This is a genomic window from Pseudomonas baltica (genome assembly GCF_031880315.1).
Lineage (GTDB): Bacteria > Pseudomonadota > Gammaproteobacteria > Pseudomonadales > Pseudomonadaceae > Aquipseudomonas.
In genome coordinates this window covers 5,697,077-5,712,416 of the sequence record NZ_CP134771.1, presented here as the reverse complement: position 1 = coordinate 5,712,416, position 15,340 = coordinate 5,697,077, and the positions used below count along the sequence as shown (strand labels likewise).

The 15,340-nt window shown below is 60.3% G+C and carries 15 protein-coding genes; 3 read left to right on the top strand and 12 right to left on the bottom strand.

Going from position 1 to position 15,340, the window contains the following annotated elements:
• Position 1: 1 nt before the first annotated feature.
• Positions 2–370, bottom strand: coding sequence for a histone-like nucleoid-structuring protein, MvaT/MvaU family (locus tag REH34_RS26005; RefSeq protein WP_226501973.1), 369 nt, complete (start codon positions 368–370; stop codon positions 2–4).
• Positions 371–598: 228 nt separating this feature from the next.
• Here REH34_RS26005 and REH34_RS26000 point away from each other — a divergent pair, with 228 nt between their 5' ends.
• The gene (locus REH34_RS26000) at positions 599–1,060 is read left to right on the top strand and encodes an SRPBCC family protein (RefSeq protein ID WP_311969696.1); all 462 of its coding nucleotides are present in this window, start codon (positions 599–601) and stop codon (positions 1,058–1,060) included.
• Here the strand turns inward: REH34_RS26000 and REH34_RS25995 are convergent.
• Entirely contained in the window at positions 1,057–2,178 is a 1,122-nt protein-coding gene (locus tag REH34_RS25995; RefSeq protein WP_311969695.1) for an MFS transporter, read from the bottom strand. The two genes, REH34_RS26000 and REH34_RS25995, sit on opposite strands and share 4 nt — an antisense overlap.
• Before the next feature lie 133 nt (positions 2,179–2,311).
• Between REH34_RS25995 and REH34_RS25990 the strand changes: the two genes are divergently transcribed.
• Positions 2,312–2,887 carry a CGNR zinc finger domain-containing protein gene (locus REH34_RS25990; RefSeq protein WP_311969694.1) on the top strand — a complete coding sequence of 192 codons (576 nt, stop codon included), beginning with the start codon at positions 2,312–2,314 and terminating at the stop codon, positions 2,885–2,887.
• A 57-nt stretch (positions 2,888–2,944) separates the two neighbouring features.
• On the opposite strand, the gene REH34_RS25985 is transcribed toward REH34_RS25990, so the two are convergent.
• The 4 genes from REH34_RS25985 to REH34_RS25970 form a co-directional block, all read right to left on the bottom strand.
• Complete coding sequence (locus tag REH34_RS25985) at positions 2,945–3,436, bottom strand: DUF2269 domain-containing protein (RefSeq protein ID WP_311969693.1); 492 nt, start codon at positions 3,434–3,436, stop codon at positions 2,945–2,947.
• A 53-nt stretch (positions 3,437–3,489) separates the two neighbouring features.
• Positions 3,490–4,620 (bottom strand): saccharopine dehydrogenase NADP-binding domain-containing protein, encoded by a 1,131-nt coding sequence (locus REH34_RS25980; RefSeq protein ID WP_311969692.1) that lies wholly within the window; start codon positions 4,618–4,620, stop codon positions 3,490–3,492.
• Positions 4,621–4,725: 105 nt separating this feature from the next.
• Entirely contained in the window at positions 4,726–6,006 is a 1,281-nt protein-coding gene (gene umuC, locus REH34_RS25975) for a translesion error-prone DNA polymerase V subunit UmuC (RefSeq protein ID WP_311969691.1), read from the bottom strand.
• Positions 5,993–6,424, bottom strand: coding sequence for a LexA family transcriptional regulator (locus REH34_RS25970; RefSeq protein WP_226506227.1), 432 nt, complete (start codon positions 6,422–6,424; stop codon positions 5,993–5,995). The genes umuC and REH34_RS25970 overlap by 14 nt, the downstream gene beginning before the upstream one ends.
• A 99-nt stretch (positions 6,425–6,523) precedes the next feature.
• Here REH34_RS25970 and REH34_RS25965 point away from each other — a divergent pair, with 99 nt between their 5' ends.
• Positions 6,524–7,213: an SOS response-associated peptidase family protein gene (locus tag REH34_RS25965; protein WP_311972162.1), complete on the top strand. Its 690-nt coding sequence runs from the start codon at positions 6,524–6,526 to the stop codon at positions 7,211–7,213.
• A gap of 641 nt (positions 7,214–7,854) precedes the next feature.
• Here REH34_RS25965 and REH34_RS25960 read toward each other — a convergent pair.
• The 6 genes from REH34_RS25960 to msrB form a co-directional block, all read right to left on the bottom strand.
• Entirely contained in the window at positions 7,855–10,047 is a 2,193-nt protein-coding gene (locus REH34_RS25960) for an OsmC domain/YcaO domain-containing protein (RefSeq protein WP_311969690.1), read from the bottom strand.
• Positions 10,048–10,144: 97 nt separating this feature from the next.
• The gene (locus REH34_RS25955) at positions 10,145–11,470 is read right to left on the bottom strand and encodes an MFS transporter (RefSeq protein ID WP_311969689.1); all 1,326 of its coding nucleotides are present in this window, start codon (positions 11,468–11,470) and stop codon (positions 10,145–10,147) included.
• A gap of 245 nt (positions 11,471–11,715) precedes the next feature.
• Positions 11,716–12,141 carry a VOC family protein gene (locus tag REH34_RS25950; protein ID WP_226506224.1) on the bottom strand — a complete coding sequence of 142 codons (426 nt, stop codon included), beginning with the start codon at positions 12,139–12,141 and terminating at the stop codon, positions 11,716–11,718.
• Positions 12,142–12,310: 169 nt separating this feature from the next.
• Entirely contained in the window at positions 12,311–13,198 is an 888-nt protein-coding gene (locus REH34_RS25945) for a LysR family transcriptional regulator (protein WP_226506223.1), read from the bottom strand.
• Between the two features lie 64 nt (positions 13,199–13,262).
• A complete protein-coding gene (locus REH34_RS25940; RefSeq protein WP_311969687.1) occupies positions 13,263–14,531 on the bottom strand; it encodes an aspartate carbamoyltransferase in 1,269 nt (422 codons plus the stop codon).
• Positions 14,532–14,610: 79 nt separating this feature from the next.
• Positions 14,611–15,141 (bottom strand): peptide-methionine (R)-S-oxide reductase MsrB, encoded by a 531-nt coding sequence (gene msrB, locus REH34_RS25935; RefSeq protein ID WP_311969686.1) that lies wholly within the window; start codon positions 15,139–15,141, stop codon positions 14,611–14,613.
• Positions 15,142–15,340 lie beyond the last annotated feature (199 nt).

The following is a 15,340-nucleotide window of genomic DNA, read 5'->3' as shown; positions in this document are numbered from 1 at the left end:
GCTACGACCGCTTGACCCATGACTCGACCTCTTCGTGCCCGAACTGAGCCTTCCAGGCCCCCAGCAGCTTGTTGTTGCCACCTTTGCTCTCGACAATCTCGCCAGTCAGTGGGTTACGGTACACCTTGATCTGTCGCGCCCGTCGGGTGCGCTTTTCAGGTGTGGCGCGCACCACCTGCTTCGCGGTGCCCGGCTCGATGATCGCGATCACGTCCTGCAGACCCTTCCCGTAGTGAGCCAGGAGGTCGTGCAGCTTGGTTTCAAACTCTATCTCCGTGCTCAACTCAGGATCATTCTTCAGCACTGCAAGTTGATCTCGATGGCGAGCGATCTGCTGTTCGAGTTTGCGGAATTCGGCGAGGCGGGACATGTTTTCTCCTAGGCTCTTACTCTGTCAGGTTATGACAGCAGGTCAGCGGCAAAATCCGCTCTCTGGCAACTAATTTTCATGGAGTCGGAAAATAGCGCCGGGCAGCGCGCAATTGCTCTCTGACACGCGGCTGTAATGGATCGCTACCATGAGTTTCATAATTCCAGCCGAACTTCTCGCCGATACACTTTATCGAATGAACAAGCCCAGGAAAGAAGGATGGATCCCGTGACCACAATCAATCACACCGCCCTGATCAGCGTCGACCCCGAAGCCGTTTGGCATCTGCTACGCCAGTTTGGCGTCATCGATGCCTGGCACCCTCAAATCGATTCGTGCGTCATTGAAGGGGGCAAGTACTCTGGAGACGGCGGATCGATCAGAACGTTGCACTTGCTCGGCAGCAAGGTCGTCCATGAGCGTCTGCTCGCTATTGATAACGATCGCATGACCATGACCTACGGCCTGACCGATTCAGGTATCCCCCTCGATCATTTTTGCGCAACGGTCGGCGTCAGCCCCGCAGGAGATGGCGTACAGAGCACGGTCAGCTGGACAGCCCGCTTCGAGGCCCGTGACTCAACGGTCGCTGCCGAGTATGAATCGCTTATCGGCGAGTTCATTCTCAATGGCCTCGACGGCTTGGCTGACCATCTTGGCGCGCCCATGGAACTGGAGACTTGCGTTTAGCGAACTGACGGCAACCGAACCAGGCGCTTGCCACCCAGCAGCGTGATCGACAGCAAAAATCCAGTCAGCCCGACACCGCCCAGCGCCCACCAGGTCTCAACTACGCTACGGTTCAAGATCAGCCAGCTACCGACGTAATAACCGGCCCCGCCGCCCAAGGCCCCCGCAGCGCTCAACACGCCAAAAAACGCGCCTTGGCAGCCCTGCGGCGCCAGCGACGCGGTCATGGTTTCAAACGCTGGCAACAGAATGGTTTCGATCACCGTATAAACAACGATAAACACCAGAAACCCTCCAATACCCTGCACCATCGACACGCTGGCAAACGCCACTGCCGCCGCCAGGTAAGCACCGACAACCAGCAACGCCGGGGCAGCACTCACCCACCAGCGCTTGGACAACGACAGGAAAATCAGCCCGACCAAACCGTTTACTACATAGATCGCAGAGACGGCATACGGCCCTGCCAACTTGCCCCCATGCATCGGGAACGCCACATACAACTGCGGAAAAAGAAAGAACCAGGGCAGCGATACCAGTATCAATCGCCATAACCCTGGATGCCTGACGGCAGCGTTCAAACTCTTGAGTGTAGACTGGCGCTCGAAAGCAACAGGGGCGCCCGCATCGCTACGCGCCGACACAATCCCCAAGACCGTGAATACCAAGGCGCTAAGTCCAAAAGCGATTCGCGGATCGATCAAGCCGGCCAGGCCACCGATGATCGGCCCGACTGCGGCGCCTATGTTCAACATCTGGTTGTTGGCGGCAAACACCCGTGCCAGAGAGGCCTTCGGCTGTCGACCAAACAACGCATAGAGGCCGCCCTCATAGCAGGCGACACCGGTGCCGGCCAACATCGCTGCCCCCACCCAGGCCGCCACGTCGTCGAACGCGCAAAAGCCCAAAAAGCCTACGCCTCTGAGCCACAGCCCCACCGTGATCAATCGATGCGAGCCCATGCGATCAGCGATGGCCCCGGCCGCCACCGGTAATACTTGCGCGCACAGCAGGTTTGCCGACATCACAGAGGCCAGCGCCGCCGCACCGAACTGCAGGTGAGCCGACATATACAGCGCCAACAAAGGAATCGTCATGAAATGCGAGGCGTTCATCATCCCCTGCATCCACAGCAATCGTCGTATCGTCGCAGGCCAAGCGAAGTCTTCCCTGATCATGTTGCAGCACCGTAACCAGCAATGATATTTTGATGGTTACTCACATTCAGCACTTTTGCAACCGAGGGATACGATGCCAGCCCACAATCAGACAGCGCCCGGCGAGCTTGAAGACGTGCGGCGATTCGTCAACTCCTGGTCCATCCCCAACCAGACGCGGATCGAAACGGACCAACTGCCCCAGTGGGCGAGCGATCCGCAAGCGTGGACACGCGAGCTGTCGCGCTGTCCGCTCCACCCTGAAGATCAACTCGATACATTGCTTGAACTACGGCTGGCGCTGCGAGAATCCTGCGCCAACCATGATCACGACAGCGAGGCGTTGAATACCTGGTTCGACAAGGTGCCGTTGTCAGCCTTTATCGAATCCATCGAAAGCGTGGCACGCTTGCGGTTGAAACCGCTGCAATCTACTTACCGCGGTCATATTCTTGCGCTTGTTGCGAATGCCATTGCATCGGGAGAATGGTCGCGGCTCAAGACGTGTGGCGACTGCCAGTGGGCTTTCTACGATCACACCCGCAATGGCAACAAGCGCTGGTGCGGCATGAGCAAAGGCGGGCCAGACGGCCGAGCCTGCGGGACTATCGCCAAGGTGACTGCGTTCCGGCTGCGCGCGGCGGACAAGGCTCGCAAGGCAGCGGAATAAACGGCTAGACCATCTGCCGAACACCCCCGCAGCTAAAACGTGACGGGCAAATGCCGCTCACGTGAGCAGCGCCGCCCACTGCCACACCGTCATTTTGCTGACCATCATCAGCACGATCACGAACATGCCCGCAAACCCGGCAACGCCCATCCAGAACCAGGCGCGGTAGATCGGGCGGTAGCTCTGCGGCAGTGCCCCGCCAGTGGCGACGGCTTGATCGGCCAACCGCTCCAGGCGCTTTTGCAGCACCAGCACAGGCAACCACAGCGCCCCCACGCAAACAAAGATCACCAACGAATTCAGCACCCAACCGGTCCACATCGACAAGCCGGTCAGGCGCATCAGTCCATAACCGCTGAGCACCTGGATAAAACCAGCCGGCGTAGTGATCCAGGTGTCGAAGCGCACCACCATGCGCGCTACGTGGGCGATCACCTGGGGATTGGCGCTACGGCTGGCGGCGATCAGGTACAGGTAAGAGCCCATGCCGAAGCCGAACAGAAAAACCGCGGCGATCACATGGACGTATTTCAAGGCTAGATACAGCATGATGCTCAGGCCCTCTTCGCGAGCAAACTTTGCGCCCCCACAAGCGTGCGACGCTATCCGGCCTTCCCAGCCGAAAACTGCACGTCCAGCGAGATGTTCGTCGGCTCGTCGATCGCCGCCAGATACTCAGCCACGCTGATCTCGCCCACGCAGGCCCGGGCGCCGGGCTCAGGCCGGTAGCCGAGTGCCATCTTGGCGGCCAGGGCGACTGCGGCGCAGCTGGGGATTTGCGGCCCGGTGTCGTTCAGCGCCGTCAGTAGCGCCTGCATCTGCAGCGGCTGGTCGTTGTGGTCAACGCCATTGACCTCGATATACATCGCACTCTTGCGATCACCCAAGCCTTCAAAGCGGGTGCCCAGTCGATGCAGCCGAGTGGCCCATGGCGTCGGATCCTTCACCCAACCCCGGCGCACCGTCCAGGCCAGCAGATAGTTGGCGATCACCCCCAGCTTCAACCCGGAGCCGGCCTTGAAGCGCAGCGTCCGGGCCTCATACCGCGACGCGAACACGTCGATATCCGGCGCGTCGACGTTGGCCAGCAACCGCGTGCCCATGCCGGGTATCTTGCGCAGCGTCAGGTCCATCCAGCCCGGCACTTCATGCACTTTGCCCGCCTTTAACTGCTTGATCGGCCGCCCCGCATAGGCCAGCACGCCGAGCACCGTGGACAGCCCCGGCATCTTTGCCGCAGACGAAATACCGTGCTCGATCGAGTCGATCCGCCGGAAGCGCGCGCGGTGCTCATCGATTATCGCCGCCGACAGACTCGGCACCGAACTGCAGCCACTCAACACGCTCACCCCCGCTTCCCGTGCGCTGGCGTCGAGGCTGGCGATGCCGCTGACGAAGGTGCGGCAGTCCGACAGATCGCAGTAGTTCACACCGGCGTCGATGCAATGACGCGCCACGGCATAGGATTGCTGCTGGAACGGCCCGCCGGTGTGGATCACCAACTGAACGTCCAGGGCACGCAGCGCTTCGCTCACGCCTTCTTGCATCACATCCACGCACCAGCTCTGGCATGTCTTGCCGCTCAGCGTCCGCAGCTCGGCGACCTTGCGCGCCAACTTGCCGCTGTCGCGCCCGGAAACCACCAGCTCGACGCCCTGATTCAACACCAGGTGGTTGCAGATCAGACTGCCGAAATTACCATAACCACCAATGACCACTACCCGGAATGCCATTTACCGTCCTTGATTCGATGAAGGTCGAGCGCGCCTCGGGAGGCGAGGCAGTGGGGGATTTTACCCGGATATGAGCGCAGGATTTCAAGGATCCTGCGAATTGCCCTACCGGCTATACGCCATAAACAACTGATCAAGCCGCGTCGTGTAACTCGCGCTCATCAAATCCCGGCGCATCGCCCACTCCGGCTGCGCCGGCACACTCGCCGCCCTTAATGTGCCGCGCCCCCAGCGGCCGTTAATTTCATCCAGCACGCCCATCACCTTCCCCGCCGCCGCTGGCTGCTCGGGGGCGAACAGATCGCCAGAGAACTCCCCTGACTGGCGCAGATCCATCAGCAGCACCTCGGCCTTGCTGTATTTGAAGCCGGGACGGAACAGGCGATCGATGGCTTCGGTCGCCGCTTTGGTCATCAGCCGCACGTCATTGGTAAAGTAAGGCAACTCCACCAAGGCAGCATTGGCGTATTTGGCTTCGTCCGGGTTGAACATGCCGGTGCGGATGCTGACGCGGATCTTCTTGCAAAAGGAATTTTGCGCGCGCAGCTTTTCGCCCGCGCGCTGGGTGTAGGTGGCGACGGCCTCCTTGATCGGCTCGATAGCCGTGAGGCGCGCGCCGAACATGCGGCTGCAGCAGATTTCCTGCTTGGGCGGGTCCGCTTCGCCCAATTCCAGGCAAGGAGTGCCAGCGAGCTCGCGGGCGGTCTTTTCGATCACCACGCTGAATTTCTCCCGCAATGTTCTGGGATCGGCCTGGGCCAGGTCCATGGCGGTCTTGATGCCCATGCCCGCCAGGTGCGCGGTCATGCGCCGGCCGATGCCCCAGACTTCACCAACATCCGTGTTGCGTAGCGTCCAGTCGCGCTTGAAGGGGTCGCAGATATCTACCACTCCGCCAGTCTTGGCCAGCAGGCGCTTGGCGGTATGGTTGGCCAGCTTGGCGAGGGTCTTGGTGCGCGCGATGCCGACTCCGACCGGAATGCCGGTGCGCTTGTAGATAGTGGCGCGGATGCTGCGCCCGAAGGCCGTCAAATCGCCAGGCAGGCCTGTCAAATCGGCAAAGGCCTCGTCGATGCTGTAGACCTCGACGGCCGGCACCATGGACTCGATGATGGTCATCACCCGCTCGCTCATGTCGCCGTACAGCGCATAGTTGCTGCTGAACGCCATCACGCCATGGCGGCGCAGGTCGTCCTTGATCTGAAAATACGGCGCGGCCATTTTCACGAAGGGTTTGGCATCATAACTGCGGGCGATCACACAGCCGTCGTTGTTCGACAGCACCACGATCGGCGTCTTGGCTAGGTCCGGCCTAAACACTCGCTCGCAACTGGCGTAAAAACTATTGCAGTCGATCAGGGCAAAAGTCGGTTCATGCTCTGGCATGGTCGCGCACGCTGTATTTCACTACGCCCCAGATCACCAGTTCGTCACCTTCCATCACATAACGCGGCGGATATTTGGTGTTCTCGGACTTGAGCATGACGTCGTTGCCCAACATGTGCAGGCGCTTGCACACCGGCTCGCTGTTGAGCGCGGCGATGACGATGTCGCCGTGCTCGGCGTACACACTGCGGTCGACGATGACCAGGTCGCCACAATAGATGCCCGCGCCCTGCATGCTGTCGCCCTCGATCTTGACCAGGTAGACGTGGGGGGCGCGGATGTCGAACAGTTCGTCCAGCGAGATATGCTTTTCGATGTGATCCGCCGCCGGCGAAGGGAACCCCGCAGGCACATGGAAAGAATAAAGCGGCAGCGGATCGCCGCCGGTCAGTGCGGGGCCGAGGATAGTGACACTCATGATGCATGCCTTGTGCGGATAAGCTGTATGTATATACAGTTAACGTTTTTGGCCGCGTGCGGTCAATCTCCTATGAGAAACATTTCGACGGGTGACACCATGTGCGGACGCTACTCGATCTACGAATCCATGGACCACTACCTCAAGGCCCTGGCGCCAGAGCAGTTGGTCATCAATGGCTACGACCTGTGGCCGGTCGCGCGTTACAACGTCGCGCCGACGACCCGTGTGCAAGTGATTCGCGCGGCAGAAGGCGGCTTGAACATCGACAAGGTCAAGTGGGGTTGGTGCCCCTCCTGGGCGAAGGACAAGCGACCGGCGCCCATCAATGCCCGCGTCGAGACAGCGATGACCGGCCGGTTTTTCAAGGAGCTGTGGCCTCACGGGCGGATGCTTGCACCGGCCAACGGCTGGTTCGAATGGGTGAAGGACCCGCTCGATCCGAAAAAGAAACAACCGTATTTCATCCGCCTGAAAACCGCGGAGCCGATGTTCTTCGCGGCGCTGGGCCAAGTGCGGCCAGGATTGGAGCCCCACGAGGGCGATGGCTTCGTGATCATTACCGCGGCCAGCGATAGCGGGATGGTGGATATCCACGATCGCCGGCCATTGGTGCTGGCGCCTGAGATGGCCCGGGAATGGCTGGACCCGGAGCTGCCGGCGGCCAGGGCAGCGGAAATCGCCCGAGAAGGCAGTCGGCCGACGGGGGAATTCGAGTGGTTCAAGGTCAGCAAGGATGTGGGCAATGTGCGTAACGAGGGGGCGTATCTGATCGAGTTGGCGGCTTGACAGTGTCTGGCTCTGAAATAGGGTTGCGTTGTTGGGGGGTTGGGATTGGGGTGGTTCTGCTTTCGAGCCGGCCTTGGGGTTGCGGCCCCCGCCATTGGCCCTTCGCTTTAGCTCAGGGTGCCCGCGCTTCGACGCACTGGCGAGGGGCACGCCCCGATGGGCCTTCCGTGGCCCAACGGGGCTTAGCCGGCATCCATGCCGGCTATCCCCTCGCCAGTGCGTCGAAGCGCGGCCTGCTGAAAGGGGGCCGCGACCCCAAAGCCGACTCGAAAGCAGAACAGTGACATTGGTGGTGTCTGCTCTTTCATGAAATCGCTCAAATCTCGGCTGGTCCTTTGCTGCGGGCCTGTGCGGCTCGCCCCTCCAGCAGGCCGCGTGGAGGTGCCTGAAGAGAGGGCGATCCCGGCAGGATGCCGGGTCAGGCGCGTTAGGCCATGGATGGCCTATTGCGCCGTGCCCTCTCTTCAGGTGCCGGAACGCGGGTACCCTGAGCCTAAGCGAAGGGCCAATGGACAGGGCGAGCCGCACAGGCCCGCAGCAAAGGGCCACTCGCCAATCTCCCACCCCCACATGCCAAACCACAAAGCCAAACCACAAAACCGAATCGCAGTCGCCAACTAGATGAGCGCACTACAACCCCTTCAAACCTCCCCGCCCCGCGCCGCGTGCAGTTTTTTATAACTGTCGATCAATCGCAAATGCCGATCCAGTCCTTCCAACTTCAAACTGGTGGGCGTCAAACCGTAAAACCGCACGCTGCCATCCACCGAACCCAACACCGCGTCCATCCGCGGATTACCGAACATCCGGCGGAAGTTGACCTCGTAATCGGCCAACTCCAACTCGTCGTCCATGCGTACTTCCAACACCGCATTCAGGGCCTGATAAAACAATCCGCGCTCGGCAGTGTTGTCATTGAATTGCAGGAAGGCCTCGACCAGCTCCTTGGCGTCATCGAACTTCTTCACAGCCAGATAGATCAGCAGTTTCAATTCCAGAATCGTCAACTGCCCCCACGCCGTGTTGTCGTCGAACTCGATGCCGATCAAGGTCTTGATGTCGGTGTAATCGTCCAGTTCGCTCTCCTCCAGACGCTTGGCCAGCGCCCTGAGAGCCCGGTTGTCGAGGCTGTGCAAGTTGAGGATGTCAGCGCGGAAAAACAGCGCCTTGTTGGTGTTGTCCCAGATCAGATCCTCTATCGGATAGATCTCCGAATAGTCCGGCACCAGAATGCGGCAGGCTTTTGCGCCGATATGCTCGTACACCGCCATGTACACTTCCTTGCCCATGTCTTCGAGGATGCCGAACAGCGTCGCCGCTTCCTGAGCGTTGGAGTCTTGCCCCTCACCGGAAAAATCCCACTCGACGAAGTCGACATCGGCCTTGGCACTGAAAAAGCGCCACGACACCACGCCGCTGGAATCAATGAAATGCTCGACGAAGTTGTTCGGTTCGGTCAACGCGTGGCTTTCAAAGGTCGGCTGCGGCAGATCGTTGAGGCCCTCGAAGCTGCGGCCTTGCAGCAATTCGGTCAGGCTGCGCTCCAGCGCCACCTCAAAGCTTGGGTGCGCACCGAACGAGGCAAATACACCGCCAGTACGCGGGTTCATCAACGTCACGCACATCACCGGATACTGGCCGCCAAGTGAAGCGTCCTTGACCAATACCGGGAAGCCCTGCGTCTCCAGTGCCTCGATGCCAGCGAGGATGCCGGGGTATTTCGCCAGCACGTCTTGCGGCACATCCGGCAGGGCAATTTCACCTTCGAGAATCTCCCGCTTGACCGCGCGCTCGAAGATCTCCGACAAACACTGCACCTGCGCTTCAACCAGCGTGTTGCCGGCACTCATGCCATTACTGAGGTACAGGTTTTCGATCAGGTTGGAGGGAAAGTAGACCTCCTCGCCATCCGACTGACGCACAAACGGCAGCGAGCAGATACCGCGCTCTACGTTGCCCGAGTTGGTGTCATACAAGTGCGAACCCCGCAGCTCGCCGTCGGGGTTGTAGATCTCCAGGCAATACTCGTCGAGGATCTCCTTGGGCAGCGCATCTTTAGCGCCTGGCTTGAACCAGCGCTCGTTCGGGTAATGCACGAACGCTGCGTTGGCGATGTCCTCACCCCAGAACTGATCGTTATAGAAGAAGTTGCAATTGAGCCGCTCGATAAATTCGCCCAATGCCGACGCCAAGGCGCCCTCCTTGGTCGCGCCCTTGCCGTTGGTGAAACACATCGGCGATTGCGCATCGCGGATATGCAGCGACCACACGTTGGGCACGATATTGCGCCACGAAGCGATTTCGATCTTCATGCCCAGGCCGGCCAGGATCCCGGACATATCGGCGATGGTCTGCTCCAGCGGCAGATCTTTACCGGCAATAAAGGTGCCCGCGCCGTCAGTGGAACCGGGGATCAGCAACGCCTGGGCATCGGCGTCGAGATTTTCGACTTCTTCAATGATGAAGTCAGGCCCGGTCTGCACCACCTTCTTGACCGTGCAACGCTCGATGGAACGCAAGATGCCTTGGCGATCCTTGGCGCTGATATCCGCCGGCAACTCGACCTGGATCTTGAAAATCTGCTTGTAGCGGTCCTCGGGGTCGACAATATTGTTTTGCGACAGGCGGATGTTATCGGTAGGGATATTGCGCGTGTTGCAATACAACTTGACGAAGTAAGCCGCACACAACGCCGACGAAGCCAGGAAGTAATCGAACGGACCGGGGGCCGAGCCATCGCCCTTGTAGCGAATAGGCTGATCGGCCACCACCGTGAAGTCGTCGAACTTGGCTTCAAGTCGAAGGTTGTCGAGAAAATTGACTTTGATTTCCATGCGGAATTACCAGAATGACGAGCAGATAAATGGCCGCCATTATCCGTTTTTTCCGCAGGAAGTCACTGACCGCTGGTGCCACCTCCCTCCCCCAGGCTCAATCGTGGGTGTTCGCGCGCGCATACAGGCGCGGCGCAATGCCCCAAAGAATCAGCACCACCGCCAGCACGCTCACCGCGCACAAGGCAAACAGCGCCGGGGTCGCGGTGCCGGTCAGGTCCTTGATACGCCCCACCATGAACGGCGCGATGATCCCGCCCAACTGCCCCAGCGAGTTGATCAGCGCGATACCCGCTGCCGCGGCCAGGCCGGTAAGAAAACGCGGAGGAATGGTCCAGAAGATTGGCATCCAGGCAATGATGCCGGTCATGATCATGGTCATGCCGATCATCAGCGCCAACAATTGCGCGGGAAACAACGCGCACACCAGATAGCCCGCGGCGGTGAGGCTGGCGCAGCCCGCCATGTGCCAGCGGCGTTCGCCATGGCGGTCGGAGCTGGCGCCGATCAGCAGATTGCCGATCACCGCACCCACGTAAGGAATCACCGTCAGCAGGCCGATATTGACGGTGTCCAGTACGCCCGCGCTCTTGATCAACTGCGGCATCCAGAACAGCAAGCCGGTCAGCGCCATCACCAGACATAGGTAAATGGCCGACATCACGTAAGTGGCAGGCTCCTTCCAGACGTCCTTAAGGGTCTGCGGCGTCTGCGGTTGGGCCTCCTTGGCCATGCGGTCGAGCACCACCTGTTTTTCCTGAGCGTTGAGCCAGGTGACATCCTCGATACGGTCCTTGACCCGCCACAACACCACGGCGCCCAACAACACCGACGGGATGCCCTCAAGCAGAAACAACCAGCGCCACCCGGCCAGGCCCATGGCACCGTCGAAGTGCGCGAGGATCAGCCCGGCAATCGGCCCGCCGACGATGCCACATAGGCAAATCGAACTCTTGAAATAGGAATTGACCCGTGCCCGTCGCGTATTCGGGTACCACTGAGTGAAGAAATACAGCACACCAGGGACAAACCCCGCCTCCATCACGCCGATCAGGAACCGCAGCGTGTAGAACCAGAATTCAGTCTGCACGAACATCATGCACGCCGAGGCAATGCCCCAGGACACCATGATCCGCGCGATCCAGATGCGCGCGCCGATCTTGTGCAGAAGGATGTTGCTGGGCACCTCGAACAGGAAGTAACCAACGAAGAACAGGCTGGCGCCCAGGCCATAGACCGTCTCGCTGAACCCCAGGTCGCTGGCCATCTGCAGCTTGGCGAAGCTGATATTTACGCGATCCAGATAGGCGAACAGAAAACACGCGATGAACAGCGGCACGATGCGCCAGCTGACCCGGCGGTAGATGCTGTCTTCCAGCGAATCGGCGTCGACTTGAGCGACCGGGATAGCGGTAGCGGTCATGGTGCGCACCTCGATTATTTTTATGGGGTGAGGCTGTTGCTGCTCGAGTGGCTAGCGCACAGGCGCTGCCATTCGAAGCACATAACCAACTATATAGTAATACTATTTACCCTTACAATTCATTTTATGGATCTATAAAACGACATGAAACCTATTTAGTAAGACAATATAGGAAAATTTCTGGCCCTCGTCGAAGTAACTCGCCGTCGCGCTGCTGGCGACGGCCGTTCAGAGGTTACCGGGCGTTACTTGGCAAACAACAGGCTCATGTCCTTGAACGCCTTGAATTCCAGGGCATTGCCGCACGGATCGAACAAAAACATCGTCGCCTGCTCGCCGACCTGGCCCTTGAACCGCACATAGGGTTCGATCACGAACTGGGTTTCCCGGGCCCGCAGGCGCTCGGCCAAAGCTTCCCACTGATCCCACTGCAGGATGATGCCGAAATGCGGCACCGGCACATCGTGGCCGTCGACCGCATTGGAGTGCACCGATTCCTGCGAGACGGTTTTCGGATGCTCATGGATCACCAGTTGATGACCGTAGAAATCGAAGTCGACCCACTGTTCGCTTGAGCGTCCTTCGGACAGGCCGAACACGTCGCCATAGAAGTGGCGCGCGGCGGCGAGGTCATACACGGGAATGGCGAGGTGAAAAGGAGAAAGGCTCACGGTGGGTACCCTGTCGGTGTTTTTCGTGAGCCGATTCTTGATGAGATAGCGCCGCCAGGAAAGCGGATATCTTGCGTTCTGAGCAACGATATTTTTGATCAATCAAGGGTTCAAGGCGGTTAGTTACACCCATAAAGCTCGGCAATGCGCCAGGACCGGGCGCGCCGCATTACCCACCTTTTGCCGCCTGACGCGCCATGGCGTCTACCACGCAGTTGCGAAACAACGAAAACAGCGCCCCATGGCGTTGATGGTATTTGGCCAACAGCACGATCTCGCGGTAGAACGTCAACTTGCCCAGGTCGATCACCCGCACGTCAGAGGCATGTTCCAGCCACAGCCCGGCCATCGGCACCAGTGCCACGCCAAGCCCACTGCGGACCATCTTGGCGATGGCATCCAGCTCGTCGAGCTCCAGCGCGTGCTGGACATTGAGCTTGTGCTCACGCAAGAACTGCGTCACCAACCGCCCCCCGAACGAGCCGCGGTCGTAGCGGATCAGCGGCTGCTCGCGCAGGATCTGCAGCGGGTCGCCTTTCTTCAGCGCTTTAGGGGTGATCAGCACGAAGGGCTCGCGAGCGATGACCTCGGCATGCAGATCCTTGGGCAGCGCGAAGGGAGGATTGATCAGCATGGCGAGGTCGACTTCGCCGGCATCCACCTGACTGAGCAGGTTCAGGGACACGCCCGGCACCAGTGTCGCTTCAATGAACGGCGCCTTGGCTTTAAGGGCCACCAGCACCTGCGGCAGGATGCCGGTCTGCACAGTGCCGATGGCGCCGATGCGCAGCGCGCCGCGGTAGTCGTTGGCGCTGTCCGGTGCGCCCATGCGCAGGAACGTCTGAAGGATCTCCTCGGCCAGCGGCACCGCGCGCAGGCCCGCCGAATTGAGCGTCGCCGCGCGCCCGGTGCGATCGAACAGCTTGACGCCCAAGGCTTCCTCGAGATTCCTGATCTGCGCGCTGACGGCCGACTGCGTCAGCCCGACCTCCTGCCCCGCCGCCGCGAACGTGCCGCGCCGGGCGACGCTGATGAAGGTTTTCAGCTCTCGTATCATCACTGGGCCTGATTGAATGGCGAGGGCGAAGTATGGAATAGCGTGTGGCGATTAGCGATAGCGCTTATTGATCGCTGTACGGCACTTCATCCTCCGGCGCCAGATACACCGGCACCCGCCAGCCCACTTCCCGCAACGAGTGAGGCACTTGATCCTGAACCCCCAGCAGCGTGGCAAATATGGCCATGCGTACTGCCACGCCATTGTCCGTCTGCTTGAAGATCGCCAAGCGTGAATCGCGATTCAAGTCGACGCTCAGGTCATTGGCGCCCGGCCGAGAATCCCTTGGCAGCGGGTGCATGATCAGGGTGTCAGCGCCGCAGTAACGGTTGACCACGGCCGAGTTGATCTGGAAGTCGGCGCTATAGCCTTCCAGTGTTTCTTCCTGCGCGAAGCGTTCCTTCTGGATGCGCGTGGCGTATACCACGTCCGCCCCGGCCAGTGCCTGGGCCAGGTCCTGGGTCTGCTCGATATGATGGCCCTGGCCGGCGAGTTTCTCGATCAAGGCGCTGGGCATCATCAGCGACCCGGGCGACACGAACGTCAGGCGCAGGTTGCGGTACAGCGCCAGCAGTTTGCTCAACGAGTGCACGGTGCGACCGTATTTCAGGTCGCCGACGAAGACGATCCTGGCGCCATCGATCAACTTGCTGAAACGCGAGAATTCCCGTTGGATGGTGTAGAGATCCAGCAGCGCCTGGCTGGGATGCTCGCCCGGGCCATCGCCGGCATTGATGACCGGCACATGGGTGGCCTGGGCGAACTCGGCCACGGCGCCCAGCTCGGGATGGCACACGACGATGGCATCGGCGTAACCGCTGATGACCCGACTGGTGTCCTGGATCGACTCGCCCTTGGCCATCGACGAGAACGTGAAGCCGGTGGTATCGCATACCGAGCCACCCAGGCGAGCGAAGGCCGCGCTGAAGCTCAAGCGAGTACGGGTGCTGGCCTCGAAAAACAGGTTCGCCAGCACCGCACCGTCCAGCACCCGTGTGGTTTTCTGCCGGCGGGCGATCGGCTGCATGATATCGGCGACGCGCAGCAGGTCTTCGACCGAATCGCGGGTGTAGCCGTCCACCGATAACAGGTGATGAGCCCGTTCGGAGTTGGCGGGCTGCTGCTCTACGCTCTGCGGGGCAGGTGCCAAGCCCTTCAGGAGTTCGAGGATGAAGCGCCTGGCGATGTCCGGCATCTTGCGCATTTCCGCCGAATGATCCGGCAGCATCCAGCTATCCAGGGCGCGACGCGTGACACCCAGGCGCTGTGAAAGCCCATCGCGGGTGAGATTCAAACGACGCATGGCGTCGCGGAGGATGACTTGCTGAGGCATGCTAAACCCAACCTGATATACACGCTGCGTATTCTGTTCGGGTTTACCCAACAGTTCAAGTGTATATGCAGCCGGCAAATCAGGCGGCCTTCGCCTCGAACTTCATCGCCAGGCCATTCATGCAGTAGCGCAGGCCCGTGGGCCTCGGCCCGTCGTCGAAAACGTGGCCCAAGTGGCCACCACACCGGGCGCAATGCACCTCTTGGCGCAACACGCCGAAGGACCGGTCGTCACTCACGCCCACAGCCTTGTCCAGCGGTGTCCAGAAGCTGGGCCAGCCAGTGTGACTGTCGAATTTGCTCGCCGAGGAGAACAACGCCAGCTCGCAGCCCGCGCAGGCGAAGGTGCCATCGCGGTGCTCGTCGTTCAGCGGGCTGGTGTAGGGGCGCTCGGTGTCCGCTTCGCGCAGCACCTTGTATTGCTCGGGGCTGAGGATCGCGTGCCACTGCTCGGTGGTGTGGGTCACTTCGAATACCTGCGCGGCGTCGGCCTGGCTGACCAGCCCGGCGCCGCTGGAAAATAGCCGTGGGAACCCGCCGCTCAGGGCCAGCGCCCCCAACCCGCCGCCAACCACCATGCTGCCTAGCAGAAAATTACGCCGTGAGTACATGGTCTTTTCCCCTGTGTGGATACCCGCTGAGACACATAGAGTAGGACCATGGGGATCGCCAAATCCTCCTTGAGAGTTAAACGATCTGTGATAACTCTGGCTGCCCTTGGTGAGGATTGCTGGCGAAGTTGCGCGCACTGGATCAAAGGGGTTGAGTGGCGCTGGCGAAGCTGGCCCGATGCCCATAGCCCCCTGACCT

Bases quoted from the DNA above. Each gene is read 5' to 3' on its own strand.
- REH34_RS25955 (WP_311969689.1), bottom strand. From the start codon at position 11,470: ATGACCGCTACCGCTATCCCGGTCGCTCAAGTCGACGCCGATTCGCTG.
- REH34_RS25940 (WP_311969687.1), bottom strand. From the start codon at position 14,531: ATGCCTCAGCAAGTCATCCTCCGCGACGCCATGCGTCGTTTGAATCTC.
- REH34_RS25970 (WP_226506227.1), bottom strand. From the start codon at position 6,424: ATGAGTGTCACTATCCTCGGCCCCGCACTGACCGGCGGCGATCCGCTG.
- REH34_RS25990 (WP_311969694.1), top strand. From the start codon at position 2,312: ATGCCAGCCCACAATCAGACAGCGCCCGGCGAGCTTGAAGACGTGCGG.
- REH34_RS25945 (WP_226506223.1), bottom strand. From the start codon at position 13,198: ATGATACGAGAGCTGAAAACCTTCATCAGCGTCGCCCGGCGCGGCACG.
- umuC (WP_311969691.1), bottom strand. From the start codon at position 6,006: ATGCCAGAGCATGAACCGACTTTTGCCCTGATCGACTGCAATAGTTTT.
- REH34_RS25985 (WP_311969693.1), bottom strand. From the start codon at position 3,436: ATGCTGTATCTAGCCTTGAAATACGTCCATGTGATCGCCGCGGTTTTT.
- REH34_RS25995 (WP_311969695.1), bottom strand. From the start codon at position 2,178: ATGATGAACGCCTCGCATTTCATGACGATTCCTTTGTTGGCGCTGTAT.
- msrB (WP_311969686.1), bottom strand. From the start codon at position 15,141: ATGTACTCACGGCGTAATTTTCTGCTAGGCAGCATGGTGGTTGGCGGC.
- REH34_RS26005 (WP_226501973.1), bottom strand. From the start codon at position 370: ATGTCCCGCCTCGCCGAATTCCGCAAACTCGAACAGCAGATCGCTCGC.
- REH34_RS25960 (WP_311969690.1), bottom strand. From the start codon at position 10,047: ATGGAAATCAAAGTCAATTTTCTCGACAACCTTCGACTTGAAGCCAAG.
- REH34_RS25965 (WP_311972162.1), top strand. From the start codon at position 6,524: ATGTGCGGACGCTACTCGATCTACGAATCCATGGACCACTACCTCAAG.
- REH34_RS25980 (WP_311969692.1), bottom strand. From the start codon at position 4,620: ATGGCATTCCGGGTAGTGGTCATTGGTGGTTATGGTAATTTCGGCAGT.